At 70.9% G+C, this 25399-nt stretch carries 19 protein-coding genes and 1 pseudogene; 10 read left to right on the top strand and 10 right to left on the bottom strand.

From position 1 onward, the window contains the following. From ftsH to tilS, 3 genes are all read right to left on the bottom strand, one after another. Window positions 1–2217 carry an ATP-dependent zinc metalloprotease FtsH gene (ftsH, locus tag AMS65_RS03765; protein WP_053382820.1) on the bottom strand — a complete coding sequence of 739 codons (2217 nt, stop codon included), beginning with the start codon at window positions 2215–2217 and terminating at the stop codon, window positions 1–3. A gap of 172 nt (window positions 2218–2389) precedes the next feature. Then, entirely contained in the window at window positions 2390–2947 is a 558-nt protein-coding gene (hpt, locus tag AMS65_RS03760) for a hypoxanthine phosphoribosyltransferase (protein WP_053382904.1), read from the bottom strand. Between the two features lie 205 nt (window positions 2948–3152). Continuing rightward, the gene (gene tilS, locus AMS65_RS03755; RefSeq protein ID WP_053382819.1) at window positions 3153–4253 is read right to left on the bottom strand and encodes a tRNA lysidine(34) synthetase TilS; all 1101 of its coding nucleotides are present in this window, start codon (window positions 4251–4253) and stop codon (window positions 3153–3155) included. A 153-nt stretch (window positions 4254–4406) separates the two neighbouring features. On the opposite strand from tilS, the pseudogene ppa reads away from it, so the two are divergent. Continuing rightward, window positions 4407–4904, top strand: a pseudogene (gene ppa / locus AMS65_RS03750) (inorganic diphosphatase); the annotation flags it as partial. A gap of 221 nt (window positions 4905–5125) precedes the next feature. On the opposite strand, the gene AMS65_RS03745 reads toward ppa, so the two are convergent. Then, window positions 5126–6460 carry a M23 family metallopeptidase gene (locus AMS65_RS03745; RefSeq protein ID WP_053382817.1) on the bottom strand — a complete coding sequence of 445 codons (1335 nt, stop codon included), beginning with the start codon at window positions 6458–6460 and terminating at the stop codon, window positions 5126–5128. A gap of 265 nt (window positions 6461–6725) precedes the next feature. Here AMS65_RS03745 and AMS65_RS03740 point away from each other — a divergent pair, with 265 nt between their 5' ends. Further along, window positions 6726–7010 carry an ECF transporter S component family protein gene (locus AMS65_RS03740; RefSeq protein WP_053382816.1) on the top strand — a complete coding sequence of 95 codons (285 nt, stop codon included), beginning with the start codon at window positions 6726–6728 and terminating at the stop codon, window positions 7008–7010. A 59-nt stretch (window positions 7011–7069) separates the two neighbouring features. Here AMS65_RS03740 and AMS65_RS03735 read toward each other — a convergent pair whose 3' ends face one another. The 3 genes from AMS65_RS03735 to AMS65_RS03725 all read right to left on the bottom strand — a co-directional run bounded on the left by AMS65_RS03735 (window position 7070) and on the right by AMS65_RS03725 (window position 10417). Beyond that, window positions 7070–8602 carry a M15 family metallopeptidase gene (locus AMS65_RS03735; RefSeq protein WP_053382815.1) on the bottom strand — a complete coding sequence of 511 codons (1533 nt, stop codon included), beginning with the start codon at window positions 8600–8602 and terminating at the stop codon, window positions 7070–7072. Between the two features lie 88 nt (window positions 8603–8690). Continuing rightward, window positions 8691–9866 carry an acyl-CoA dehydrogenase family protein gene (locus AMS65_RS03730; RefSeq protein ID WP_053382903.1) on the bottom strand — a complete coding sequence of 392 codons (1176 nt, stop codon included), beginning with the start codon at window positions 9864–9866 and terminating at the stop codon, window positions 8691–8693. A gap of 41 nt (window positions 9867–9907) precedes the next feature. Beyond that, complete coding sequence (locus AMS65_RS03725; RefSeq protein ID WP_053382814.1) at window positions 9908–10417, bottom strand: Lrp/AsnC family transcriptional regulator; 510 nt, start codon at window positions 10415–10417, stop codon at window positions 9908–9910. Window positions 10418–10622: 205 nt separating this feature from the next. Here AMS65_RS03725 and AMS65_RS03720 point away from each other — a divergent pair, with 205 nt between their 5' ends. After that, on the top strand, window positions 10623–11909 hold the full coding sequence (locus AMS65_RS03720; protein WP_053382813.1) for an MFS transporter: 1287 nt from the start codon (window positions 10623–10625) through the stop codon (window positions 11907–11909). Here AMS65_RS03720 and AMS65_RS03715 read toward each other — a convergent pair. Further along, window positions 11860–12618, bottom strand: coding sequence for a FadR/GntR family transcriptional regulator (locus tag AMS65_RS03715; protein ID WP_053382812.1), 759 nt, complete (start codon window positions 12616–12618; stop codon window positions 11860–11862). The genes AMS65_RS03720 and AMS65_RS03715 overlap by 50 nt on opposite strands. A gap of 244 nt (window positions 12619–12862) precedes the next feature. On the opposite strand from AMS65_RS03715, the gene AMS65_RS03710 reads away from it, so the two are divergent. The 5 genes from AMS65_RS03710 to AMS65_RS03690 all read left to right on the top strand — a co-directional run bounded on the left by AMS65_RS03710 (window position 12863) and on the right by AMS65_RS03690 (window position 19856). Beyond that, a complete protein-coding gene (locus AMS65_RS03710) occupies window positions 12863–14383 on the top strand; it encodes an ABC transporter substrate-binding protein (protein ID WP_053382811.1) in 1521 nt (506 codons plus the stop codon). A gap of 185 nt (window positions 14384–14568) precedes the next feature. Beyond that, window positions 14569–15516: an ABC transporter permease gene (locus AMS65_RS03705; RefSeq protein WP_053382810.1), complete on the top strand. Its 948-nt coding sequence runs from the start codon at window positions 14569–14571 to the stop codon at window positions 15514–15516. Window positions 15517–15518: 2 nt separating this feature from the next. Beyond that, window positions 15519–16430: an ABC transporter permease gene (locus tag AMS65_RS03700; RefSeq protein ID WP_193787002.1), complete on the top strand. Its 912-nt coding sequence runs from the start codon at window positions 15519–15521 to the stop codon at window positions 16428–16430. Then, a complete protein-coding gene (locus AMS65_RS03695; protein WP_053382809.1) occupies window positions 16430–18358 on the top strand; it encodes a dipeptide ABC transporter ATP-binding protein in 1929 nt (642 codons plus the stop codon). The genes AMS65_RS03700 and AMS65_RS03695 overlap by 1 nt, the downstream gene beginning before the upstream one ends. A 97-nt stretch (window positions 18359–18455) precedes the next feature. Further along, the gene (locus tag AMS65_RS03690; protein ID WP_053382808.1) at window positions 18456–19856 is read left to right on the top strand and encodes an amidase; all 1401 of its coding nucleotides are present in this window, start codon (window positions 18456–18458) and stop codon (window positions 19854–19856) included. A 332-nt stretch (window positions 19857–20188) separates the two neighbouring features. On the opposite strand, the gene AMS65_RS03685 is transcribed toward AMS65_RS03690, so the two are convergent. Together AMS65_RS03685 and AMS65_RS03680 are read right to left on the bottom strand one after the other, a co-directional pair. After that, a complete protein-coding gene (locus tag AMS65_RS03685; protein ID WP_053382807.1) occupies window positions 20189–20989 on the bottom strand; it encodes an SDR family NAD(P)-dependent oxidoreductase in 801 nt (266 codons plus the stop codon). A gap of 150 nt (window positions 20990–21139) precedes the next feature. Beyond that, complete coding sequence (locus tag AMS65_RS03680) at window positions 21140–22612, bottom strand: aldehyde dehydrogenase family protein (RefSeq protein ID WP_053382806.1); 1473 nt, start codon at window positions 22610–22612, stop codon at window positions 21140–21142. 152 nt (window positions 22613–22764) lie between these two features. Between AMS65_RS03680 and AMS65_RS03675 the strand changes: the two genes are divergently transcribed. Further along, window positions 22765–23898: a 3-isopropylmalate dehydrogenase gene (locus AMS65_RS03675; RefSeq protein WP_053382805.1), complete on the top strand. Its 1134-nt coding sequence runs from the start codon at window positions 22765–22767 to the stop codon at window positions 23896–23898. 25 nt (window positions 23899–23923) lie between these two features. Beyond that, window positions 23924–25366 carry an MFS transporter gene (locus tag AMS65_RS03670; protein ID WP_075200821.1) on the top strand — a complete coding sequence of 481 codons (1443 nt, stop codon included), beginning with the start codon at window positions 23924–23926 and terminating at the stop codon, window positions 25364–25366. Window positions 25367–25399: the final 33 nt, after the last annotated feature.

The following is a 25399-nucleotide window of genomic DNA, read 5'->3' as shown; positions in this document are numbered from 1 at the left end:
CTACCGGTCGTCGCGGTCGTCCGCGTCGCGCACGCCCAGGTTGCGAGGGGGCTGGCTCGTCTGGCCCGGAGCGAGCGGCTCGGGCGAGGCCGCCGGAGCGCTCGGAGGGGCCGGAGCCGTCGGCTCGCCCTGAGCGCTCTGCCCGGAGTCCGTCTCGGCAGCGGTCGCGGAGGCCCCCGAACCATCCCCGTCGGCGTCGGATCCGGACTCCGCACCGGGCGCCGGGGACGCAGCCGGCGCCGCATCCGCGTCGGCGGCGGAGACCCCGTCGGTGCGCACATCGGCGGGGACGTCGATGGGCGGGCGGTTCGACACCGGGCGATCGTCATGCGACAGCCAGGTCGGCCGCTCGGGGAGCTTCTCGACGTCGCGGAAGATCTCGGCGATCTGGATGTGGTCGAGCGTCTCCTTCTCGAGCAGCTCGCGCGCGAGCGCGTCGAGGATGTCGCGGTTCTTGACGAGCACCTCGTACGCCTCGTTGTGGGCCTGCTCGAGCAGCGCGCGCACCTCGACGTCGATGGTCTCGGCGATCCCCTCGGAGTAGTCGCGGCTCTGCCCGAACTCTCCCAGGAACGCCCCCGGCTGCGCCTGTCCGAGCTTCACGGGGCCGACCGTGGCCGACATCCCGTACTCGGTGACCATCTTGCGCGCGGTGCCGGTGGCCTTCTCGATATCGTTGCCCGCGCCGGTGGTGGGGTCGTGGAACACCAGTTCCTCGGCCACGCGCCCGCCGAGCGCGTACGCGAGCTGATCCTGCAGCTCGTTGCGCGTCACCGAGTACTTGTCCTCGAGCGGGATCACCATCGTGTAGCCGAGCGCGCGGCCGCGCGGCAGGATCGTGATCTTGGTCACCGGATCGGTGTAGTTGAGCCCCGCCGCCACGAGCGCGTGTCCGCCCTCGTGATACGCCGTGATGAGCTTCTCCTTGTCCTTCATCACGCGCGTACGCCGCTGCGGGCCGGCGATCACACGGTCGATGGCCTCGTCGAGCGCGCGGTTGTCGATGAGCTGCGCGTTCGACCGCGCGGTGAGCAGCGCGGCCTCGTTGAGCACGTTCGCCAGGTCGGCACCCGAGAAGCCGGGCGTCTTGCGGGCGACGACGTCGAGGTCGACGTTCTGGGAGAGCGGCTTGCCCTTGGCGTGCACCTGCAGGATCTTGAGCCGGCCGGGCATGTCGGGGGCGTCGACGCCGATCTGGCGGTCGAAGCGACCGGGGCGGAGCAGCGCGGGGTCGAGCATGTCGGGCCGGTTGGTGGCCGCGATCATGATGACGTTGGTCTTGGGGTCGAAGCCGTCCATCTCGACGAGCAGCTGGTTGAGCGTCTGCTCGCGCTCGTCATGGCCGCCGCCCATTCCCTGGCCGCGGCGCTGGCCGACGGCGTCGATCTCATCGACGAAGATGATGGCGGGCGAGTTGGCCTTGGCCTCCTTGAAGAGGTCGCGCACGCGGCTCGCCCCGACGCCGACGAACATCTCGACGAAGTCGGATCCCGAGATCGAGTAGAACGGCACGCCGGCCTCGCCCGCGACCGCTCGCGCCAGCAGCGTCTTGCCGGTGCCGGGCGGGCCGTAGAGCAGCACGCCCTTCGGGATGCGTGCGCCGACCGCCTGGAACCGCGATGCGTCCTGCAGGAAGTCCTTGATCTCGTGCAGTTCCTCCACCGCTTCGTCGGCGCCCGCGACGTCGGCGAAGGTGACCTGCGGCATGTCCTTCGACACGAGCTTGGCCTTGTTCTTGCCGAACTGCATCACACCGCGACCGCCGCCCTGCATGGAGGAGAGCATCCACCACAGCAGCAGGCCGATGAGCAGCAGCGGCAGCAGGAAGCCGAGCAGCGACCACAGCGGGTTCGGCTGCGGCACCTTGTCGGTGAAGCCGTCTTCCAGCTCGGCCTCGTTGACCGCCTGCACCACGTCGGTGCCGCGCTGCGAGACGTAGTAGAAGAACACCTGGTCGGTGCCGGTATCCTTGTCGGCATCGGTGAGCGTCAGGTTGACCCGCTGATCCCCGTCGATGATCTCGGCCTCTTTGGCCTTGCCCGACGTGATCATCTCCATGCCCTGCTCGGTGGGCACCTCGCGGGTGTCGCCGCCCGAGAGCAGCGACCAGCCGAGCAGCACGATCAACGGCGCGAGGATCAGGTAGAGCAGCGGGCCGCGGAACAGCTTCCTGTTCTTCGACGTGCTCTTCGTGCTCTTCGTTGAATTCTCTGCCAAGTCGGGGCCTTTCGAAACGGGCGTGCCGGGTTCTCGCGGCACAAGCAAGCGTAGCCAATGCCTCTGACATCGCACTGTGCCGAGTGGTCTTGTCCGCTCACGGCGCACTCCGCCGCTCCGGCGACGCGCTCCGGCCGCGCGGGCCGGGGCGCGCCCGATGCCGGGCTACGTGCTACTCGCCGCTGTAGACATGGGGCGCGAGCACCGCGACGTCGCGCAGATTGCGGTAGTCCTCCGCGTAGTCGAGGCCGTAGCCCACCACGAACTCCACCGGGATGTCGAAGCCGACGTACGCCACGTCGACCTCGACCTTGAGCGCCTCGGGCTTGCGCAGCATGGTGCAGATGCGCACCGACTTCGCGCCGCGGCTCTCGAGGTTCTCCTTGAGCCAGTGCAGCGTGAGGCCCGAGTCGATGATGTCCTCGACGATCAGCACGTCGCGGCCGGTGATGTCGGCGTCGAGATCCTTGAGGATCTTCACCACGCCGCTCGACTTGGTGCCCGCGCCGTACGACGACACCGCCATCCAGTCCATCTGCGCGTGGAATCGCAGCTCGCGCGCCAGGTCGGCCATCACCATGACCGCGCCCTTGAGCACGCCGACCAGCAGCGGGGGCTCGTCGGCGTAGTCCGCCTCGATCTCGCGAGCCATCTCGGCGAGCCGGGCGTGCAGTTCGGCCTCGGTATGCAGTACGGCGGAGAGATCATCACCCAGGTATTTCGCGTCCATGCCGTCCATTCTTCCACTGCTCGGCGGCCGCGGCGACACGGGTCCGGCAGCACCGCGCCCCCTCGATGTCGGCGCGCGCTCACGGCTCGCCACGAGAACGCGGAGTCTCAGATGGCTGCTTCCACGTCGCGGAAGCAGCCATCTGAGACTCCGCATTTCTCTGCCAGAGGTGCAAAAGCTCGGGAACGCAGCTCGGGATCGCGGCTCAGCGCCGCTCGGCACGAGCCGTGAACACGAGCCGGCCGCGCTCCCGCCGCACCGACGCTCCCGGCACGTCGATGGGCCCCTGCCCCCGCCAGGAGGTCACGAGCTCCGCGACGGCGAGCGTGTGCTCGCGGCTGAGCTGCGCGCCGAACTCGGCGCGCGCCACCGCCCGGATGATGCGGTACCGCAGCGCGGGCGGGTTCGCCGCGAGCGCCGCGAGCGACACCGCGATCCCCGCCTCGGCGTGCTCCACGATCTCCTCGAGCGTCTCCGCGGCCAGGGCGTCGAGCGCGTCGGCGTCCTCGCGGGCGAGGTCGGCCGTGCGGGCGAGGGACTCCGCGACGCCCGGCCCCAGCTCCCGCTCCAGCACGGGCAGCACGCTCCGCCGCACCCGCACCCGGGTATAGGCGGGGTCGTCGTTGTGCGGGTCGTGCCAGGGCTCGAGCCCCTGCTCGGCGCAGGCGTCCTCCGTGATGGCGCGGGTCACCGCGGGCCGCTCCCCCAGGAACGGGCGCAGGATCACCGCTCCGGTCCCGGGCCCGGTTGCGGCGAGCTCGCGCAGTCGCGGAATCCCGGCGAGACTGCGGGATCCCGAGCCCCTGGCGATGCCGAGCAGCACCTGCTCGGCCTGGTCGTCGCGGGTGTGCGCGGTGAGCACCGCGGCGGCGCCGACTGCGGCGGCGGCCTCGGCGAACGCCGCGTACCGCGCGTCGCGCGCCGCGGATTCCGGGCCGTCGCCCCGATCCCGAGCCACCTCGACGCGGCGCACCACCACCGGATCCAGCCCGAGATCCTCGGCCTGCTCCGCCGCCCGGGCCGCCACGTCCGCCGACCCCGCCTGCAGCCCGTGGTCCACGATCACCGCGCCCGCCCGGATCTCCGCCCGGGGGGCCTCGTACGCCGCCGCCGCGGCGAGGGCCAGCGAGTCGGCCCCGCCCGACAGTGCGACCAGGACGAGCGGCGGCGCGCCGTGGCGCGGCGCGGCGGACGCTCCGGCGGTCCCGGCGGCGGATCCTCCGCCCGCGCCCGCGGGCGTCTGCGACCACCCGGCGAGCGAGCGTCGCACCGCCAGCCGGGTCTCGAGCAACGCGCGCTGCACCATGCCCACCACGCTACCGTGCCGCCGTCACCGCGAGCGCCCCGGACGCGCCCCGGACGCGCCTCGGACGCGCTCCGGGGCGTCGGGTACCCTTAGACCGGCAACGCACACGGAGGCCGGCGCACTGAACGCCGCCTCGATCGAAGAGAAAGAGGAGCGCGCATGGCCGCAGCATTCGACGCCGTCATCGAGATCCCGAAGGGGAGCCGCAACAAGTACGAGGTGGACCACGAGACCGGTCGCGTGTATCTCGACCGGGTGCTCTACACCGGCTTCGTCTACCCCACCGACTACGGCTTCTTCGAGGAGACCCTCGGTGAGGACGGCGATCCGCTCGACGTGCTCGTGCTGCTCGACTACCCCGTGTTCCCCGGCGTCGGCGTCAAGGTGCGCCCCGTCGGCGTGCTCAAGATGAGCGACGAGGCGGGCGGCGACGACAAGGTCATCGCGGTGCAGCAGAAGGATCCGCGCTGGGCCCACATCCAGGACGTCGCCGACATCCCGGAGTACACCCGCAAGGAGATCGAGCACTTCTTCGAGCACTACAAGGACCTCGAGCCCGGCAAGTGGGTCAAGGTCGACGCCTGGGGTTCGGCCGCCGATGCGGAGCAGCTCATCATCGAGGCGCAGCAGCGCCTCGCAGATCAGCACTGAGGCGGATGCGGGATGCGAGGAACGAGCGTCCCGCAGGCAGCAGCGCCTCGCAGATCAGCACTGAGGCGCGCCAGCGCTTCGCCAGTCAGCACTGAGGCGCGCCAGCGCCTCGCCAGTCGGCGCTGAGGCGCAGCGGCCACCGATGGGAACGGCCGCAACGGGAAACGGGTTCGGGATCGCGATGATCCCGAACCCGTTCTCGTTTCTCCGCGGTGTCCGGCTCAGAAGTTGATGTAGAACGCCGGGTTCACGAAGTCATACCAGCCGTCGTCCTGGTTGGGACGCATCTCGAAGTGCAGGTGGCATCCGGTGCTCATACCCGTGTTGCCGACGTATCCGAGCACCTGGCCGGCGTTCACGTACTGTCCCGGCGAGACGACCGCCCAGCCGATCATGTGCGCGTAGCGGGTCTGCCAGCCGCTGGCGTGGTTGACCGTGACCATGTTGCCGCCACCGCCGCCGTCCCAGTAGGTCATGCGGACCGTACCCGACGCGGCCGCGACGATCGGGGTTCCGCACCCGGTGGCGAGGTCGATCCCGGTGTGATTGGGGCGTCCGGGCGGACGGAATCCCTCGGAGACGTAGTATCCCGAGGTCGGCCGCGTCCAGCCGCCGCCACCGTTGCCGGGGTTGCTGGTGCCGCCACCGCCGCCACCGCCGCCGCCACCACCGCCGCCACCGCCGTTGCCCTGTTCCCGCTCCTGACGGGCGCGCTCCTCGGCCTCCCGCTGCAGACGTTCGGCTTCCTTCCGCAGGCGCTCCGCCTCGGCTCGACGCCGCTCTTCCTCGATCCGGAGACGCTCCTCATATCCCTCGACGGTCTTCGTCGTGGTGTCCTTGAGCGCTGCGAGCTGGGCCTGCAGGGTCTCCTGCTGAGCCTCCTGCTGCCGGACCAGTTCGCCCTGCGTCGTGGCCGCCTGCGCGGCCGCCTCTTCCTTCTGCTTCGCCTCCTGCCGCAGCACCTCGCGCTCCGCCGCGGCCGCTTCGGCCTGCTGCGTCAGCGCGTCCGCGGTGTTCGCCGCCTGCTCGGCCTCTTCGGACAGCTGCGTGTTGCGCTCCGTGGCCTTCGACATCGACGCCATCCGGTCGAGGAGTGCGTCCGCGGTGCTCTCGTCGGCGTCGAGGAAGAGTTCGACGCTCCGGTCGACCCCGCCGGAGCGGTACATCTGCGCGACCAGCGCGCCCGCGCGATCGGCGGCCTCATCGGCCTCCCCGCGGCTCGCCTCCGCCTGGGCGGACAGGTTCTCCGCCTTCTCCGCCGCCTTCGTGAGCGCCGCCTCGGCCTGCTGCCACTCCACGACGGCCTCGCTGTGGAGGTTGCGCAGGCGATCGAGTTCCACCGCACTCGCGGCGAGGAGCCCCTCGATCTCGGTCACCTTCTTGGCGGCGGAGGCCTCGTTCTGCTTCGCCGCCTGCACATCGTCCCAGGTCGGCAGGTCGAGCGCCTGAGCCGGAGTCGCGCCCGTCGGCCCGCCGATCAGCAGCGCCGCCGCGAAGACGACGGCCCCGAACGCGCCGATGAGACGCTCCGCCGTTCCCGTTCTCCGCTTCCGCATATCCGGACTCCCCTCAGGCCAGTATGGTCCACGCATACGCTAGCACCGTCTCGGCGGCGATCACTGAGGCCGGGCGGCGAGGTCGCGGATCCGCTTCGCCCGCCCCGCGGCCGGCTCGCGCGAGTCGCGGCGGAAGCGGGGCCGGGAGCCGTCGTCTCACCGCTCCGGCGGTGCTGCGGTTCCCGTTTTCCCGGACTTCACCGCTTCGCCTATCATTTAGAGAGCACCTCAGTGACCAGACTCGAACAGCCAGCGAAGGATCGATATGCCCGAGACGCACCTCTCCAGTGACGCCAGCCACGGCCAGAGCGACGGGGCGTCCCGATCCCGACCGCTGTTCGCGCCGACGCCGACGCCCCGGGCATCGGCGGGAACGGTGCTCGCGTTCCTCTTCGCGATCGTGATGGTCTTCGGCGGCTTCTACCTGATGGGACACGCCTTCAGCAGCCCCGATTTCGGCATCTGGTGGTTCGCGGCGGGCGTGCTCGCCGACGCCTTCGGCCTCTGGTTCGCCTTCGGCATCCTGCCGAGCCTCGACAGCCGGCGCTGACACGCCGCAACGAAGTCCCCGGGTCGTCGACGACCCGGGGACTTCGTGTTTCCGGCCGTTCAGTAGCGCGGCGCCGGCGGCAGCTGGAAGTACGACTCGAGGTTGACGTAGCCGCGCGCCCGCATGTCCTTCGCGACGGCGGTGCCGACATAGCGGAAGTGCCACGGCTCGTAGATGTAGCCGACGATGTGCTGCTGACCGCTGTCGTAGCGCAGGATGAAGCCGAATCGGTACGCGTTGTGGCGCAGCCACTGGCCGACCGCCGAAACGCCGAAGCACCCCTGGAAGCTGCAACCCATCCCGTCGTCGAGGTCGACCGCGAGGCCGGTCTGGTGCTCGGAGTGCCCCGGCCGGGCCGAGTAGCTCTCGGCGGCGGCCAGCCCGTCGCGGGCGACGTAGTTGTTGAAGAGCTGCGCCTGGTAGTCGTAGCTGCGGAAGCCGCTCGTGATGATGAAGCCGCGGCCGATCTCAGCACGCATGGCAGCGTTCATGCTCTGCAGCGCCTGCGCGGTCTTCGCGCGCACCGGCTGGCCGTTGGTGTTGGGGATGCCCGCTGGGATCACCAGGTCTCCCGGTGCCCAGCGGATCGGTGACAGCGGCCGCTGCTTGTTCACGACGACCGTGATCGACGCGGGGCTGTTGAGGTCGGGTCGCGTGCACGAGTTGAGCTTGACCTTGACGCCCTTCGCGCTACGGTACATGAAGGCCGCCATCGCCTCGCGGGTCAGCTTGCCGCCCGGCAGGTACTCGCGCCCGCGCGGCGTGCAGGTGCCCGTGGTCAGGCCGGTCGCCATCCAGGTGACCTCCCGGTAGAACTTGTGGCCCGTCGGCAGGTCGAGGAACGGCGAGGTCTTCGGCGGCGTGAAGTTCTTCGGCTTCGTGCTGCGGTAGAGGAACGCCGCCATCGCCTCGCGCGACAGCCGCAGCCGCTCGCTGGGGCGGTACTCGCGCCCGCGCGGCGTGGAGACGCCGGTGCTGAGGCCCTTCTGCCGCATCCACGCGATCTCGCGGTAGAACTTGTGCGTCGTGGGCACGTCGATGAACGGGGACGTCTTCGGCGGCGTGTAGTTCTTCGGATTCGCCTTGCGGTAGAGGAACGCCGCCATCGCCTCGCGCGACAGGTTGTCCTTCGGCATGTAGGCCGGCCCGCCCGGGGTGCGGACGCCGGTGGAGAGGCCCGAGGTGCGCATCCACTCGATCTCGCGGTAGAACTTCTGCCCCGGCTTCACGTCGATGAAGCGGGGCGGGATCGCGGCCTGCGCGGTCAGCGGAGACGGCGCTGCGGCGCGCGGCGCGGCTTCCGAATCCGACGGCACGGAATCCGAGGGCACCGGATCCCGACGCGGCGCATCAGAGCCGGGATCCGGATCCTCGCGACCCGACTCGTCGAGGCCCGGCTCCGCGTCCCCCGTCTCATCACCGGTCTCCGGCGATCCGGTCTCCCCGGCCGGGGCGGGCTGCTCCGGCATCGGCCCGCTGGGCAGCTCCTCGGCCTGCGCCGGCGAGGTGAGCAGGCCGAGCGCGAGAATCGCGGCGAGCGCGCCCGCCGCACCGATCGTGCGCGGACGATGTCTGAGCTGTGAGGCGGCCATGGCTATGATTCTGGCAAAGTTCGCCGCGATCCGACACCCTGCGCCGGCACCGCGCACCGTTCACGCTGTGCGGATCACCCTGCGCCGGTCACTCGTCGTCGAGCAGTGCGGCCGCGTACATGGGCCGCGCGGCGTCGGCGCTCGGCGGGTGGAAGAGCCCCGCTGTGGCGTCGCGCAGCAGTCGCCCGACCTCGCTGTCGCTGTCGAAGCCGCCTCCGCCCGCGCACATCATCGCGGTCTCGGCGTTGCGGCGCGCGACGTCCGCGGCGTTCAGCCGAGCGCTCACGAGCCGCAACGGCCAGCCGGCACCGTGGTCGACGAGCTCGTCGAAATCGCGCGTATAGGCGTCGAGCTGCGCCGGCACCGCGAGGAACGCCGAGTGGGCGTCGGCGACGCGCACCCGCATCTCGGGCACCTCGGCGAGCGGTACGCCGTGCTTCGCCGAGCTCCGTCGGCGCAGCGCCTCGGCCCCGAGTTCGAGCGTGCGGCGGGCCACGCCCGCGTACACGGAGCCGACGAGCAGCTGGAAGTTCGCGGCGATGGCGAAGATCAGCAGGTCGGGCTGGGGGCCGGGCGGGATGCGGCGCGCCACGCGGTCCGCGCGCATCGGGGTGCGGTCGAGGATCGTGGTGCGGCTCTGGGAGGCCCGCATGCCGAGCACATCCCAGCGCTCCGACACCGCGATGCCCGGAGCCGAGCGCTCGATGAAGCCGTAGACGAGCTCGGGCCGCTCAGGGTCGGAGGCGTCGAGACCGTGCGCGATGAGCCGCGTCCAGACCGGCGACAGCGAGGTGAAGATCTTGACGCCGGAGAGCAGGTAGCCGCCGTCGGCCTGCGGCTCGGCGGCGGTGTTCGATCCCTGCAGCACCCAGTCGTTCGCGGGCTCGCTGATGCCGAAGGCGAAGATCTCGCCGGCCATCGCCTCCTCGAAGACGTAGCCGAGCGAGCGGTCGCCGCGGGCGAACATGGCCCGCACCACTCCCGTGCACATGAGGTGCATGTTGACGGCGAGCGCGGTCGCCGGTGCGGCGGCGGCCAGGCGCTGCTGCAAGCGCGACACCTCGTGCAGGGCGAGGCCCGGCCCGCCGAACTCCTCCGGCACGAACAGCGCGAGGTAGCCGCGTTCCCGCAGCTCCGCGAGATCCTCGTCGCAGAACCGGTTCTCCCGGTCGTACACCGCTGCCCGCTCGCGGAAGCGCGCGATCAGCGAGTCGGGCAGGTACTCCTCGGCCAGCTGCGCGTGCCGCGTCTCTCGATCCGTCATCATCTCTCCCCGCAGCCCTCGGCAGTGCCGCGCCTGCCACACTACCGGGAGCGTCGGCGCGGAGGCTCCTCACTCGCGCCCCGAGGCGCGCTCCCCTCGGCGAGCAGCCCGGTCACGCGGTACGGGATCACCTCGCGCAGGAAGAGGCTGGTCGAGGTGCGGTTGATGCCCGGGCAGAGCCGGATCTCCTCGCTCACGCGATAGAGATCCTCGGGGCTCTTGGCGACGACCCGCAGCAGCAGGTCGGTGCTGCCGGCCGGCGCGAAGCACTCGAGCACCTCCGGGAGGTCGGCGAGGGCGGCGATCGCCTCCCCGATCTGATGCTGATCGAGTTCGACCTGCACGCTCGCCCCGACCGGGCGCCCCAGCGCGGCGGGGGTGATCCGCGCGCTGTGCAGCCGGAGCGCCCCCGACTCTCGCAGCTTCTCGAGGCGCGCCTGCACAGTGCCGCGAGCGAGGCCCAGCCGTGAGGCGATCATCGCGGTGGGCATCCGCCCGTCCTCGTCGAGCAGCAGCAGTATGCGACGATCCGTCGCATCGACTTCACTCATTCTGATCACTTTCTGCTCATTCCGAACGCGTGAAACCAATCATATCGATCAATTCTATTCACCCGACTTGCGCAGATCGATCCATCTACGCTGAACTACTCTCTGTGCCGGTGGACACCCCCGCCGCACACGGATCACCGCCCGCAGCACCCCGCGGGCAGACCCCGGACGCGCCACCCCTGCGTCCGCCAGAAGGAGCCCCGCCATGCGCGCGACCGCACCCGCACCGCTCAGCACCCCGAGCCCGTCGGCTCCTCCGCAGCTGCACCGCCCGCGCACGCGGATCGCGATCACATCGCTCGCGCTCTTCGCGCTGCTCGTGAGCGCGAACCTCAGCACCCCGCTGTTCCCGCTGCTCGAGATCCGCCTGGGCACCGGCCCGCTCGGGATCACGATCGCGTTCTCCAGCTACGTGCTCTCGCTCATCGTCGGCCTGCTCCTGTTCCGCGGCATGGCCGACCGCGTGAATCGCCGCACGGTGCTCGTCACGGCGCTCGCGGTGGCCGCGCTCGCCACGGCGGCCCTGGCCTTCGCCCCGACGCTCGGCTGGTTCTGCGTCGCCCGCGCCGCGCAGGGCGTCGCCGTGGCGTGCGCGACGGGCACCGGATCGGGCGCGCTGCGCGCGCTGCTGCCCGGCCAGCCGGCGCTGGTCGGCCGGCTCACGCTGCTGGCGACCTCGGGCGGGGTCGCCGCGGGCCCCGTCCTGGGAGGGGCGCTCTCCCTGGTCGGGGTCCCGCTGCAGACTCCCTTCCTCGTGGTCGCCGGCGTTCTCACGGCGCTCGTGCCGGTGGTGCTGGCCGTCGCCCCGCACGGCGAGTGCGGGCCGCAGCTCGCCGGGATCGCGCTCCCGGACGCGCCCGATCCGCGTCCCGACGGCCCCGGATCGGGCGGCCGCAACGACCCGGTCGCCGCTCGCAGCTTCCGCGTGGCAGCGGCCACCGGCTTCCTGAGCTTCACGGTGTTCGGCTTCTGCCTCTCGCTCGCACCGTCGCACTTCGCGACGATCGCCGGCACCGACTCGCGCCCGCTCATCGGCCTGCTCGCCGCGGTCACCCTCGCGGCCTCGGCCCTCGTGCAGCTGCTGCCGCTCGCCGGCGGCTGGCGCCTGCCCGTCGGGCTCACCGCGCTGGCGGTCGCACTCGCCGGGATCGCCGCTTCCGGCGGGGTCGGCGCCGTGTGGTTCCTGGTCGCCGCGAGCGCGCTCGCCGGCATCGGACAGGGGATCGCGTTCCAGGCGGCGTTCACCGCCGCGACGGCGAGCGTGCACCCGACGCGGCACGCTTCGACCGTGAGCGCCATCTACACGGTGACCTATCTCGGGAGCGCGGTGCCCGTCATCGCGCTCGGCGCACTGGCCGAGCAGTTCGGGCTGCCGGATGCGGTGATGATCTTCGCGCTTGTCGCGGCGGCTGCGAGCCTCGTGCTGGCCCGGATCGCCACCGCTACTCCGCGAGCACGGCGAGCACGCGGCGATCGAGCTCGTTCTCGATGAGCGGCGCGAAGCGATCGGCCACCGCGTGCCGCGCGATCCGGCCGGCCGACTCGGCGTCGCGTCGCTCGATCGCGGTGAACAGCCGACGGTCGATGGAGGCGGATTCGAGCTTCACCCGATTGTCGTGGTGCTCGCCCTCGGCGTCGCGCTGCATGATGACGCGCAGCACGCCCGACACCGCCTGACCGCTGAGCCGCAGCACCTCGTTGCCGCTCGCCTCCCAGATCGCCTCGTGGAACTCGAGGTCGGCGTCGGCGAAGGTCTCGGCATTGGCCTCCGCGTCGCGCTCCATCTGCTCGATCGCGGTGCGCATCCGCTCCAGCTGAGTCGCGTCGTGGCGAACGGCGGCGAGCCGGCTCGTCGTCCCCTCGAGCACGACGCGGTACTCGATCAGCGCCGCGACGTCGAGCGCATCCGTGCCGACCATCGCGCGCAGCGAGCGCGACAGCGTCTTGGACGACGGAGCAAGCACCACGGGTCCGCCGCGGGTACCGGGCCGCGATTCGAGCAGGCCCATGCTCTGCAGGATGCGAAGCGCCTCGCGCACGGTGGGGCGACTCACGCCGAACTGCACCATGAGGTCCCGCTCGCTGGCGAGCTGCGAGCCGACGGGGATGTCGCCCGAGACGATGGCCTGCTCGATCTGATCAACGATGCGCTGGTAGGTGTGCACGGGCACCGCGGGCTCGAAGCTGTGGGTCGTGGACACCTGGGTCTCTTCCTGATCGATGCGCCGGGTCGTCGATGCCTCCGGCAGCCTGATCCGATAATAGCGCCCACTTAAGTGGCCTTACCATGTATCCTGGTTCGAAATCTCTCGTAGATCTTTGGAAGGACATACTCGAACCGTTCCGCGGATACGCTGTGCAGTGCAGAACGGCGACCGGGCATCGTCGCCCGAAACGACCCCCACCACCGGCCCCGAACCGCGGGGCCACAGCCACAGGAAAGCAATGATGCGACGTAAGAAAGCGATTCTCACCGCGGCAGCACTCGCGACCGCGGCCACCTTCGGCCTCGCCGCCTGCTCAGCCGGCGCCGGCAACAGCTCGGGCGGAGACGGGGAGACCCCCACGACCGCCACCATCGCGCTCACCGGGACCCCGACGAACCTCGACTTCACGACGACCGCCGGGTCCGCGATCCCCCAGGCGCTCATGTCGAACGTCTACGAGGGCCTCGTCGAACTCGACCAGTCGGGCGAGATCGTGCCGCTGCTCGCGGAGGAGTGGACCGTCAGCGAGGATCGCAAGACCTACACCTTCACGCTGCAGGAGGGCGTCACCTTCTCCAACGGAGACGAGTTCACCGCCGACGACGTGAAGTTCAGCCTCGACCGCGTGAAGACCGACTGGGTCTCGAGCCTCAAGGCCAAGATGGACGTCGTCGACTCCGTCGAGGTCGTCTCCCCCACCGAGGTCGCCGTGCACCTGAGCGCCCCCTCGAACGCGTGGCTCTTCAGCCTCGCCACCCCGGTCGGCGCGATCTTCTCCGAGGACGGGGTCGACGACCTCGCCAATACCCCGATCGGCACCGGCCCCTACGCCGTCGAGAAGTGGACTCCGAACGAGAGCCTCGTGCTCGACACCCGCGACGACTACTGGGGCGAAGCGCCCGGTGTCGAGCAGGTCACGCTGAAGTACTTCGCCGACGCGACCGCGACGACGAACGCGCTGCAGACGGGTGACGTCGACGCGATCGCCAATCTGCAGGCCCCCGAGCTGCTGTCGAGCTTCGAGTCCGACGACCGCTTCGTCGTGACCACGGGAACCTCGAGCGGCGAGGTGTCGCTCTCGCTCAACAACCGCGCCGCACCCTTCGACGACGTGCGCGTGCGCCAGGCCGTGCTCTACGCCCTCGACGAGCAGGCGGTGCTCGACACCGCCTGGAACGGCTACGGATCGCTCGTCGCGACCTACGCGACCCCGACCGATCCGTACTACGAGGATCTCAATGACGTGTACCCGTACGATCCCGAGAAGGCCAAGGAACTCCTCAAGGAGGCGGGCCAGGAGAATCTCGACATCACCTTCACCGTGCCGACGCGCCCGTACGCGCAGGCCGTCTCCGAGATCGTCGTCTCGCAGCTCAAGGACGTGGGCATCAACGCCACCATCAAGTCGGCCGAGTTCCCCGCGGTCTGGCTCGACGAGGTCTTCACGAAGCACGACTACCAGATGACCACCGTGCTCGCCGTCGAGGCGCGCGACATCCTCACCGTCTTCAACGACCCCGACTACTACATCGGGTACGACAACTCGAAGATCGCGCCGATCGCCGCCGAGGCGGACACGGCCGACGAGGCGGGCTACATCGACGGCATGCAGCAGGTCGCACGGCAGATCGTGGACGACGCCGCGTCCGGCGTGCTATTCCTCTTCCCGAACATCACCGTCGCGAAGGCGGGCCTGCAGGGCATGCCCGAGAATGCGATCATCGAAGCGCTCGACCTCACGAACCTGAGCTGGCAGTAGCCGGCTCGGCCTTCCCCGTCATCCTGCGCGACGAAGGAGTCGCAGGATCTCGCAGTCCGTGAGATCCTGCGACTCGCAGGCTCGCGCAGGATGACGAGGGACCGCTGGCCGCTTCTCCAGCTCCCGGCGGGCTCGACCACCCGGCGAACGCCTCTCACACCACCACCTGACCCCGAGGAAGCCGCATGGCCATACGGATCCTGATCAATCTCGCGAGATTCGCGGTGACCTACGTCGTCGCCACGGTCGTCGTGTTCCTCTTCATGCGCCTGATCCCCGGTGATCCGGCGCAGATCGCGCTCGGCGTGAACGCGACGCCGGAGCTGCTCGAGCAGACCCGCGCGCAGTTCGGCACCGACCGGCCGCTCATCGTGCAGTACTTCGAGTGGTTCGGCGGCCTGCTCCGCGGCGACTTCGGCACCTCCTATCTCACCCGCGCCGACATCAGCCCGATGGTGCTCGATCGCGTGCAGGTGAGCCTCATCCTCGTGCTCACCGCGATGGCCGTCGCGCTCCTCGTCGCGATCCCGCTCGGCACCTGGGCCGCCGTGAAGCACCGCAACTTCTCGGGCGTCACGATCGGCCTCGGCTCGCAGATCGGCGTCGCGATCCCCGGCTTCCTCGCCGGCATCCTGCTCGTCATGATCTTCGCGGTCGGCCTCGGCTGGTTGCCCGCGAACGGGTGGACGGCCCCGGCGGTCGACTTCGGCGACTTCATCAGGCGCCTGATCCTGCCCGTCGTCGCGCTCGCCTCGGTGCAGGGCGCGATCCTCACCCGCTACGTGCGCTCCGCGGTGCTCGAGGTGATGAGCGAGGACTACCTCCGCACCGCCCGCGCGAAGGGCCTGAGCAAGAACGGGTCCCTCCTCAAGCACGGCCTGCGCAATGCCGCCATCCCGGTCATCACCGTGACCGGTGTGCAGATCGCCGCCCTCATCATCGGCGCCGTCGTCATCGAGCGCGTGTTCGTGATCCCGGGCCTCGGCTCGATGCTGCTCGACGCTGTCGGCAACCGCGACCTGCTCACCGTGCAGTCGGTCGTGATGGTGCTCGTCGCGATCACCCTGATCCTCAACCTCGTGGTCGACCTCCTGTACACGATCATCGACCCGCGCCTGCGAAGGAGCGCCTAGCCATGAGCACGCAACAGGTCCCCACCCCTCCCGTCCAGGCGCCGCGCACCAGCGCGATCCTCGCCCCCGGCGGCGCCAGCACGAGCCCGAGCCGGCGCCGTCTCTCCGCGACGCTCATCATCGGCCTGATCCTCATCGGGCTCGTCGCGATCGCCGCGATCGTCTCGTTCGTCTGGACGCCCTACGACCCGGTGCAGGCCGACCCCGCCGCGCGCCTGCAGGGCTCGAGTCTCGCCCACCTCATGGGCACCGACAAGTACGGCCGCGACGTCTTCTCGGCCATGCTCTACGGCGCCCGCATCACGCTCTTCGTCGGCGTCATCTCGGTCGGCATCGCGATCGTGATCGGCACGCCGCTCGGCATCCTCGCCGGCATCCGGGGCGGCTGGATCGAGGAGGTCATCATGCGCGCCTCCGACATCGCGCTGGCCTTCCCCGCACTGCTGCTCGCGATCATGTTCAGCGCCGTCTTCGGCGCCTCGACGCTCACGGCCATGGTCGCCATCGGCATCGCCACCGTGCCCGGCTTCGCCCGCGTCGCACGCTCCGGCACCCTGCAGGTGATGACGACGGAGTACGTGCTGGCGGCGCGCGCGGCGAGCCAGTCCCGGTTCCGGATCGCGGTGCGCCACGTGCTCCCCAACATCATCGGCATGGTCGTCGTGCAGTCCTCGGTCTCGTTCGCGCTCGCCGTGCTCGCCGAGGCCGGCCTCAGCTTCCTGGGCCTCGGCACGCCGCCGCCCACCCCCTCCTGGGGCCGCATGCTGCAGGAGTCGCAGCAGTTCCTGGGCACCGAACCGATGCTGGCCGTGTGGCCGGGCCTCGCCATCGCCATCGCCGTCATGGGCTTCAACCTGCTCGGCGACGGCCTGCGCGACCGCTTCGATCCGAAACTGAACGGGAGCCGCGACTGATGCGCACCGAACCGAAGAACGCACCCGCGCCGGCCGAGCGCGGCGAACTGCTGCTGCGGGTCGACGACCTCAACGTGCGCACCCCGCACCGCACCCTCGTGCACGACTTCTCGCTGCACATGGCGCACGGCGAGCGCATCGGCCTCATCGGCGAATCCGGATCGGGCAAGTCGATGACCACGACCGCGCTGCTCGGCCTGCTGCCGAACGGCGTCACCGCCGACGGCTCGGTCGAGATCGACGGCTACGCGGGCAACCTGCTCGAGGCGCCCGAGGCCGACCTCATGAAGCTGCGCGGCAACGACATGGCGATGGTGTTCCAGGAGCCGCTCACGGCGCTGAACCCGCTCATGCGCGCCGGCGCGCAGGTGGCCGAGATCATCCTGCAGCACAAGCTCGCGCCGAACCGGGCCGAGGCGAACCGCCGCGCCGTCGAGATGCTCGACGCGGTGCACCTGCCCGATCCCGCGCAGGCCGCCCGCGCGTACCCGCACCAGCTGTCGGGCGGGCAGAGGCAGCGCGTCATGCTCGCCATGGCCCTCGCGAACGATCCCGCGCTGCTGCTCTGCGACGAACCGACGACGGCGCTCGACGTGACCGTGCAGCGCCAGGTGCTCGACCTGATCCTCGAGCTCGTGCGCGAGCGCGGCACCGGTCTGCTCTTCATCACGCACGACCTCGCGGTCGTCGCGAACATGTGCACCCGCGTGCTCGTGATGAACAACGGCGTCGTCGTCGAGGAGGGCACCACCGAGGAGGTGTTCACCCGCCCGCAGCACCCCTACACCCGGGGGCTCCTCGCCGCGTCGGATCTCGACGCGGTCGACGAGCACGGGCGGCTCTTCACCGTCGCGACGGCGCAGGCGTACGTGCCGCCGAGCACGGATGACGCGGCTCCGCCGGTTGAGCGAGCAGCGCCGCCGGTCGAGCAAGCGAATGCGAGCGCCGCACTGAGCGAGGCGCAGCCGAGCCGAAGTGTCGAAACCCAGCACTCCGCACCCGGGATTTCGACTCCGGGCTCCGCCCTCCGCTCAATCGGCGATCCGGCCGAAACCCAGGATCCCGATCCCGCAGTTCCGCCGGTTGAGCGAGCGAAGCGAGTCGAAGCCCAGGGCTCCGCACCCGTGATGCGCGTCACCGACCTCGTGCGCACCTACACCCGCGGCCGCACGAGCCTCTTCAAGCCCGCTCCCCAGGTGCACGCGCTCAAGGGCATCTCGTTCGAGGTGCCGGAGGGCGGCCGTCTCGGGGTCGTGGGCGAATCGGGATCCGGCAAGTCCACCCTGCTGCGCATCCTCGCCGGCCTCGACCAGCCCACGTCGGGCAGCGCGGTCGTCGCCGGCAACGAGGTGAAGGGCGCGCGCGAGGCGCAGCTGCGCGCGCTGCGCCAGAACCTGCAGATCGTGTTCCAGGATCCGATGGGCTCGCTCGATCCGCGCATGACCGTCGAGCAGATCATCTCCGAGCCGCTGCTCGTGCCGGGCCGGGGCGAGACCGCCGCCGACCGCAAGCGCATGGTCGCCGAGATGCTCGAGGCCGTGGGCCTGCCGGCATCGTCGGCCGCGCGCTTCCCGCACCAGTTCTCGGGCGGTCAGCGCCAGCGCATCTCGATCGCCCGCGCGCTGATCTGCCGGCCGAAGGTCGTCGTCGCCGACGAGCCCGTGAGCGCGCTCGACGTGTCGGTACGCGCGCAGGTGCTCAACCTGCTGGCCGACCTCGTCGACGAGTACGGGCTCACCCTCGTGTTCGTGTCGCACGATCTGAACGTGGTGCGGCACCTCTGCGACTCGGTGATCGTGATGCAGTCGGGCGAGATCGTCGAGGCCGGCGACACGGAGACCGTGTACCGCGACCCCCAGCATCCCTACACGAAGCGCCTCATCGACTCGTCGCTGACGCTGCGCCAGGAGCTCGCCCAGAGCACCTGACGCGGGTCTCGGCCAGGCCTCGCCCCGCTCGCCCGGCGGCGGAATCGAGCCGCAACCCGATCCGATCCCCACCGCCCACCTCGACGAAAGGCCCAGGATGACCTCGAACCGCCCCGCCGCCCTCGACGCCGCCGCACTCGCGACGGGATACGCCGACGGGTCGCTCACGCCCGCCGAGGTCGCCGAGGACGTCATCGCCCGCGTCGAGACGCGCGAGCCCGAACTGGGCGCGCTGTACCTCTTCGATCCCGCGCAGGTACGCGCCGACGCCGCCGCCTCGACCGAGCGCTGGCGCGCCGGCGCGCAGCTCGGTCCCTTCGACGGCGTACCGACGACGGTCAAGGAGAACATCGCGCGCGCGGGTCTGCCGAAGCCCTCGGGCACCGCGATCCCGAACCCGCCGATCGCCGAGCGCAACGCACCGACCACCGACCGCCTGCTCGAGGCCGGCGTCGTCATCGTCGGGTCGACCACGATGCCCGACTGGGGCATGCTCTCCTCGGGCGTCTCGAGCCTGCACGGCGTCACCCGCGGCGCGCTGAACCCGGCGCACACCTCGGGCGGATCGAGCTCCGGAGCGGGCACCGCCGCGGCGGCCGGCTACGGCCCCTTCCACGTCGGCACCGACATCGGCGGGTCGATCCGTCTCCCCGGCTCCTGGCAGGGCCTCACCGCGCTCAAGCCGAGCGAGGGGCTGATCCCGCTCGACGTGCCCTACACCGGCCGCGCCGCGGGCCCGCTGACGCGCACGGCCGCCGACGCGATCCGCCTCATGTCGATCGTGGCGCAGCCCGATCCCCGCGACTACCTGACCCGCGCCTACCGCGAGATGCACTGGTCGACCAAACCGCTCTCCCCCGCGGGCATGCGCGTCGCGCTGCAGCTCGACGCCGGCTCGGGCCTCCCCGTCGAGCCCGAGACCCGCGCGGCCATCGAGCGCGCGGCGTCGCTCTTCGAGGCGGCGGGCGCCGCGGTCGAGCCGCTCGAGCCGTTCGTTCCGGAGTCGGTGCTCGACGGGCTGGTCGATTTCTGGCGCAGCCGATCCTTCGCCGATTTCGAGGCGCTCGGTGAAGCCGAGCGGGCGGTCGTGCTGCCGTTCATCGCCGCGTGGTGCGCCGCCGGCGCCGGCTTCTCAGCGGCGCAGACGGTGCGCAACCGCAACATGAGCGATGAGATGGCGCGCCTCACACGGGCGGCGACCGAGCCGTTCGACCTCGTGCTGTCGCCGGTGACGCCGGTCGCGGCCTTCGCGGCCGAGGACCCCATGCCCATCACCGATCCGCTGCAGACCATGGGGCACATCTCATTCACCGTGCCCTACAACATGTCGGGCCAGCCCGCGGTGTCGATCAACGCGGGCGTGCAGCCCGACGGCCGCACCATCGGGCTGCAGATCGCCTCGGGGATCGGCACCGACGACCGTCTCATGCGCGTGGCGCTGTGGTTCGAGTCGGTGCGCGGCGGCGACGCCGCGGTCGACTGGTCCCGCGTCGCCTGAGGACGGAGACCGTGCCGAGAGTAGGGTTTCGGCGGCGGGATCGCGATTTCAGCGCCGAAACCCTCCTCTCGAGGCTTCACCACGAGGGGTCGTAACCCTCACCGCTCGGATTTCGACTCGCTGCGCCTCGCTCAATCAGCGGTGCGGTCTCGACACCGCTGCTTGAGCGAGGAGCCGCAACCAGGAGTTCGAGGGTTTCGACTCGCTGCGCTCACTCAACCGGCGGGCGCTCGCTCAACCGGCGGGCGCTCACTCAACCGGCAGGCGCTCGCTCAACCAGCGGGGTCCCATCCGCCGATTGAGCGAGGCGAAGCAGAGTCGAAATCCCGGCGCTACGACGCAGGCGGGGTGAAGCGACCGTCGATCGCGGTCCAGCCGCCGTCGACGGTGAGGGTCGATCCGGTGACGAACGACGAGGCGTCCGAGGCGAGGTAGACGACGGCTCCGGCGAGTTCGTCGGGGCGGGCCCAGCGGCCGAGCGCGGCCTTCTGCGCGTAGGCGCCGTACCACTCGTCGTTCGCCTTGATCTGAGCCGTGAGCGGGGTCTCGACGACCCCCGGGGCGACGACGTTGACGCGCACGCCCTGCGGGCCGTACTCGGCCGCAGCGGTCTTCGCCAGCTGCACGAGCCCCGCCTTCGTCGCGGCGTAGACGCCCTGCCCGGGCTCGACGACCTGGGCGCGGATCGAGGCGAAGCCGATGATCGAGCCGCCCCCGTTCGCCGCGAAGCGCGCGCCGAACTTGCGGATCAGCTGGAACGACGCGCGCAGGTTGAGGTTCACGACGCGGTCGAACTCGTCGAGCGTGTAGTCGTCCATGCGCTTGCGCACGTTGGTCGCCGCGGTGAAGACGAGCGCCGATGCGGTGCCGAAGCGCTCGGCCGCGGCCTCGACCGCCTCGTCGTCGAGCACGTCCAGCTCGTACGCCTCGGCCGAGCCGCCCTGCGCGCCGATCAGCGCGACGGTCTCCTCGGCGCCGGCGAGCGAGTAGTCGGCGATCGCGACGTGCGCGCCCTGCGCCGCGAGAGCCTGCGCCGCCTCGCGCCCGATCCCGCTCCCCGCACCGATCACCACGACGGTGCGGCCGTCGAGGCGGAAGAGCCGGGAGTAGTCGATCGGGGCTGAGTCATTCATGCGGGTCTCCTGAATCGTGTGGAAAGGTGATGGATCCTGCGACTCGCTCCGCTCCTCCGGCCCCGGCCGGATGACCGGGAGGGGCCGCAGGGCGGGCGTGGGCGTCGGGGTGGAAGCCGGGGCGCAGGGCGGCCGTACGGGGGCCGGGCGCTACCCGCGCGCCCTCGGACGGATCATCGCCATGCGGGTGACGGTGAACTCCTCGATGGCGAATCGGGGACCCTCGCGGCCGATCCCGGAGTCCTTCACGCCGCCGTAGGGCATGATGTCGGAGCGGAAGCCGGGGATCTCGTTGACGACGACCCCGCCGGCCTCGAGGCGATCGATCGCGGCGAACGCGCTCTCGAGCGACGCCGTGTAGATCGCGGCCTGCAGCCCGTAGCGCGAGTCGTTGACCAGGTCGATCGCGGCGTCGACGGAGTCGACCGTCGTGAGGCACACGACCGGGCCGAAGATCTCCTCGCACCAGACGTCGACGTCGGCGGGCACATCGCCGAGCACGATCGGCGCGAGGTGCGCGGCGTCGCCCTCCCCCGGCCCCTCGGTGAGCAGCGTCGCGCCCGCGGCGAGCGCGCGGTCGATCATGGCCCGGATCCGCTCTCCCGAGGCGGCGTTGATGACGGGGGCGACGTTCGTGTCGAGGTCGCGGGGGTCTCCGAAGACGAGCTCGCCCATGCGCTCGACGAGGCGCTCGGTGAAGCGCTGCGCGATCCCGCGCTCGAGCACTACGCGCTGCACCGAGATGCAGGCCTGCCCATTGGCGTAGAAGCCGCCGCGCAGCACGGCGTCGACGGCGGCCTCGAGGTCGGCGTCGGCCGCGACGATGAAGCCGGTGTTCGAGCCGAGCTCGAGCACGGCCTTGCGCGGTGCCGCCTGCTGCGCGATGAGGTGCCCGATCTTCGCGGATCCGGTGAACGACACCACCTGCGCGCGCGGGTCGCGCACGAGCGTCTCGCCGACGATCGGATCGCCGTTGACGAGCTGCGCGGCGGCCACCGTGACACCGTGGGCGGCGAGGATCTCGCGGGTGATCGCGAGCAGCTCGATCGTGGCGAGCGGGGTATTGGGCGCCGGCTTGATGATGACCGGGCACCCCGCTGCGATCGCGGGGGCGAGCTTGTGAGTCGCGAGCAGCAGCGGATAGTTGAAGCCGGCGATGCCGACGACCACGCCGGCCGGCTTGCGGGTGTAGTACCCGATCATGCCGCGGCCGAGCTCCTGGAGATCGAGCGGCACGGTCTCGCCGTGGATGTGCGAGACCTCCTCGGCCGTCGCCTCGAGCGTGACGACGGTGCGGTTCACCTCGGTGCGGCAGTCGACCCGGGGCTTGCCCGTCTCGAGCACTAGCAGATCCTCGAGGCGCCGGGCCTCGGCGCGCACCCGCGCCGTGAGGTCGCTCAGGATCGCCTTGCGCTGCGCGGTGGTGAGCGCGGCGACCTCGGCCCTCGCGGCCTCTGCCGCGTCGAGCGCGTCGCGGGAATCTGCTGCGGTGCTCACGGGCGCCCGACAGATGACGCTGCCGTCGAAGGGGAAGACGATGTCCGATGAGGCGCCGGTCTCGCGCCATCCGGTGCCGATGGGCAGGGCCCCGGCGGGGGCGATGAGATCGAGTGCGTCTGGCATGTCGGCTCCCTGGTGCTGAACGGCGGATACGGCGCTGCATGCGATGCCGTATCCGGCACACCATCGCGCTGAGTGGTCTTACCATTTAATATAGATCACCACAGGCCCATCTCCAAGGCGCGAGCGGCCGAGCGCCTCCGAAAGGATCGACCATGACGAACAGCTACGCGATCGCGGTACTCCCCGGCGACGGCATCGGCCCCGAGGTGGTCGGCTGCGCGCTCGAGGTGCTCGATGCCGCCGAGCAGCGCTTCGGCTTCAGCACCGAGCGCAGCACCCTCGCCGCCGGCGCGAACCACTACCTCGAGACCGGGGAGCTGTTCGATGCGGTCGAGGCGCAGCTGCGCGACAAGGACGCGATCCTCTTCGGGTCCATGGGCGACCCCCGGGTCACCCCGGGCATCCTCGAGCGCGGCTTCATCCTCGAGATGCGCCAGCGCTTCCAGCAGGCCGCGAACGTGCGCCCGGTGCGCCTCTACCCCGGCGTGCCCACCCCGATCGCCGACCTCGCGCCCGAGCGCTGCGAGATGGTCATCGTGCGCGAGAACACCGAGGGTGCCTACGTCGGCCGGGGCTCCACCGTGCACGCCGGCACCCCGCACGCCGTCGCCATGCAGGAGTCGCTCAACACGCACGCGGGCATCGAGCGGGTCGTGGACTTCTCCTTCCGCCTCGCCCTCGGCCGGCGCAAGAAGCTGACGCTGTGCCACAAGACCAACATCCTCGTCGCGGCCGGGCAGCTGTGGCAGCGGGTCGTCGCCGAGGTCGGCGAGCGCTACCCCGAGGTCGAGGTCGACTACGTGCACGTCGACGCGATGTGCTTCCACCTGCCGCTGACGCCCGAGCGCTTCGACGTGGTCGTCACCGACAATCTCTTCGGCGACATCATCACCGACCTCGGCGCCGTGATCCAGGGCGGCCTCGGGGTCGCGACGAGCGCGAACCTCAACCTGGACGGCGGCGCGCCGAGCATGTTCGAGGCGATCCACGGCTCGGCCCCCGACATCGCCGGCACGGGGCAGGCGAACCCGGCCGGCGCGATCCTCTCGCTCGCGCTCATGCTCGGCCACCTCGGAGAGGGCGAGGCCGCCCGCGCCGTCGAGGCTGCGACGGTCGAGGTGCTCGCCGCGCTCCCCGCGCTCGCGGGTGCCGAGATGGGCGCCACCACGGCCGAGCTCGGTGCCAGGATCGCCGAGATCGTGCGCACGGGACGCGCCGACACCGCGCTCGTGCCCGACTCGCTGCTCGGCGTGCTCGCGGGCCTCGCGCCGTCGCGGTTGCCGTAACCGCGCCGCACGATAGCCTGGTCGGGTGGGGAACAGGGATGAGGGAGCCAGGCGGCGGCTCTCCCGCACCCCGCCGCGCTGGGCCACCGTCGCGGTGCTCGCCTTCGCCGGCCTCTGCTCGTCGTTCATGTTCACCCTCGTGGTGCCGCTGCAGGCCGAGCTGCCCGTTCTGCTGAACGCCTCGCGCGAGGACACCAGCTGGGTGGTCACGATCACGCTGCTCGTGGCGGCCGTGGCCACGCCGATCTCGGGCCGCCTCGGCGACATGTACGGCAAGCGGCGCGTGGTCCTAGTGCTGCTGGCGCTGCTCGTCGTCGGCTCGCTCATCGCGGCGCTCGCCGGTTCGATCGTCGGGGTCATCATCGGCCGGGCACTGCAGGGCGCCGTGACCGGCGTGATCCCGCTCGGGATCGCCATCATGCGCGACGTGCTGCCGCCCGAGCGGCTCGGCACCGCAGTGGCGCTCATGAGCGCAACGATGGGCGTGGGCGGAGCGCTCGGCATGCCCATCGCGGCATATCTCGCGCTGCACACCGACTGGCACGCGCTGTTCTGGCTCGCGGCGGCACTCGGCGCGATCGGGTTGCCGCTCATCGCCGTCTTCGTGCCCGGCGACGTGCTGCGCACGGCCGGCCGCCTCGACCTGCTCGGTGCCGCGTGGCTCGCGCTGGGCCTGACCGGCATCCTGCTGTTCGTCTCCCGCGGCGCGGAGTGGGGCTGGAGCTCGCCGATCACGCTGACGAGCGGGATCGGCGGCGTGGTCGTGCTGCTGCTGTGGGGCCGGTATCAGCTGCGGGCCTCGGATCCGCTGCTCGATCTGCGGGTCGCCGCCCGGCCGGCGGTGCTGTTCACGAACATCGCCGCCATCGGCATGGGCTTCGCGCTGTTCTCATCGAACGTGACCTTCCCGCAGATGCTCGAGCTGCCCGTCGAATCGGGATCCGGATTCGGCCTCGACATGATGCAGGCGGCGCTCATCGTGATGCCGGCCGGCCTCGTGATGATGGTCATCTCGCCGCTCTCGGGCTGGCTCGAGCGCACGATCGGTCCCCGGCCGCTGTTCACCGGCGGCACGGCGGCGATCGTGCTGGCCTACCTCTTCGTGCTGCTCTGGTCGACCGAGGTGTGGCACATCCTCGTCGCCAACATCCTCATCGGCGTCGGCATCGGGTTCACCTTCGCGGCGATGCCGATGATCATCATGCGCTCGGTGCCCGCGCACGAGACCGGTGCGTCGAACGGCCTCAACGCACTCTTCCGCTCCGTCGGCACCTCGAGCGCCTCGGCGGTGATGGGCGGGGTGCTCGCGGCGATGAGCACCGACTTCGAGGGCCATACCGTGCCGAGCCGCGCGGCCTTCGACGTCTGCTTCTGGCTGGCGATCGCGGCCGGCATCATCGCCCTCGTGCTGTCGCTGTTCATCCCGAAGCAGCCGACGGACGAGAAGCGCCCCTCGCTGCCGGGCTGATCCTCCCCGCCGCTGCCCGCCCGTCAGCCCTCC

Source organism: Leucobacter celer subsp. astrifaciens, from assembly GCF_001273835.1.
Taxonomy (GTDB): Bacteria; Actinomycetota; Actinomycetes; order Actinomycetales; family Microbacteriaceae; genus Leucobacter; species Leucobacter celer.
This window is presented reverse-complemented; position numbering and strand designations above follow the sequence as displayed.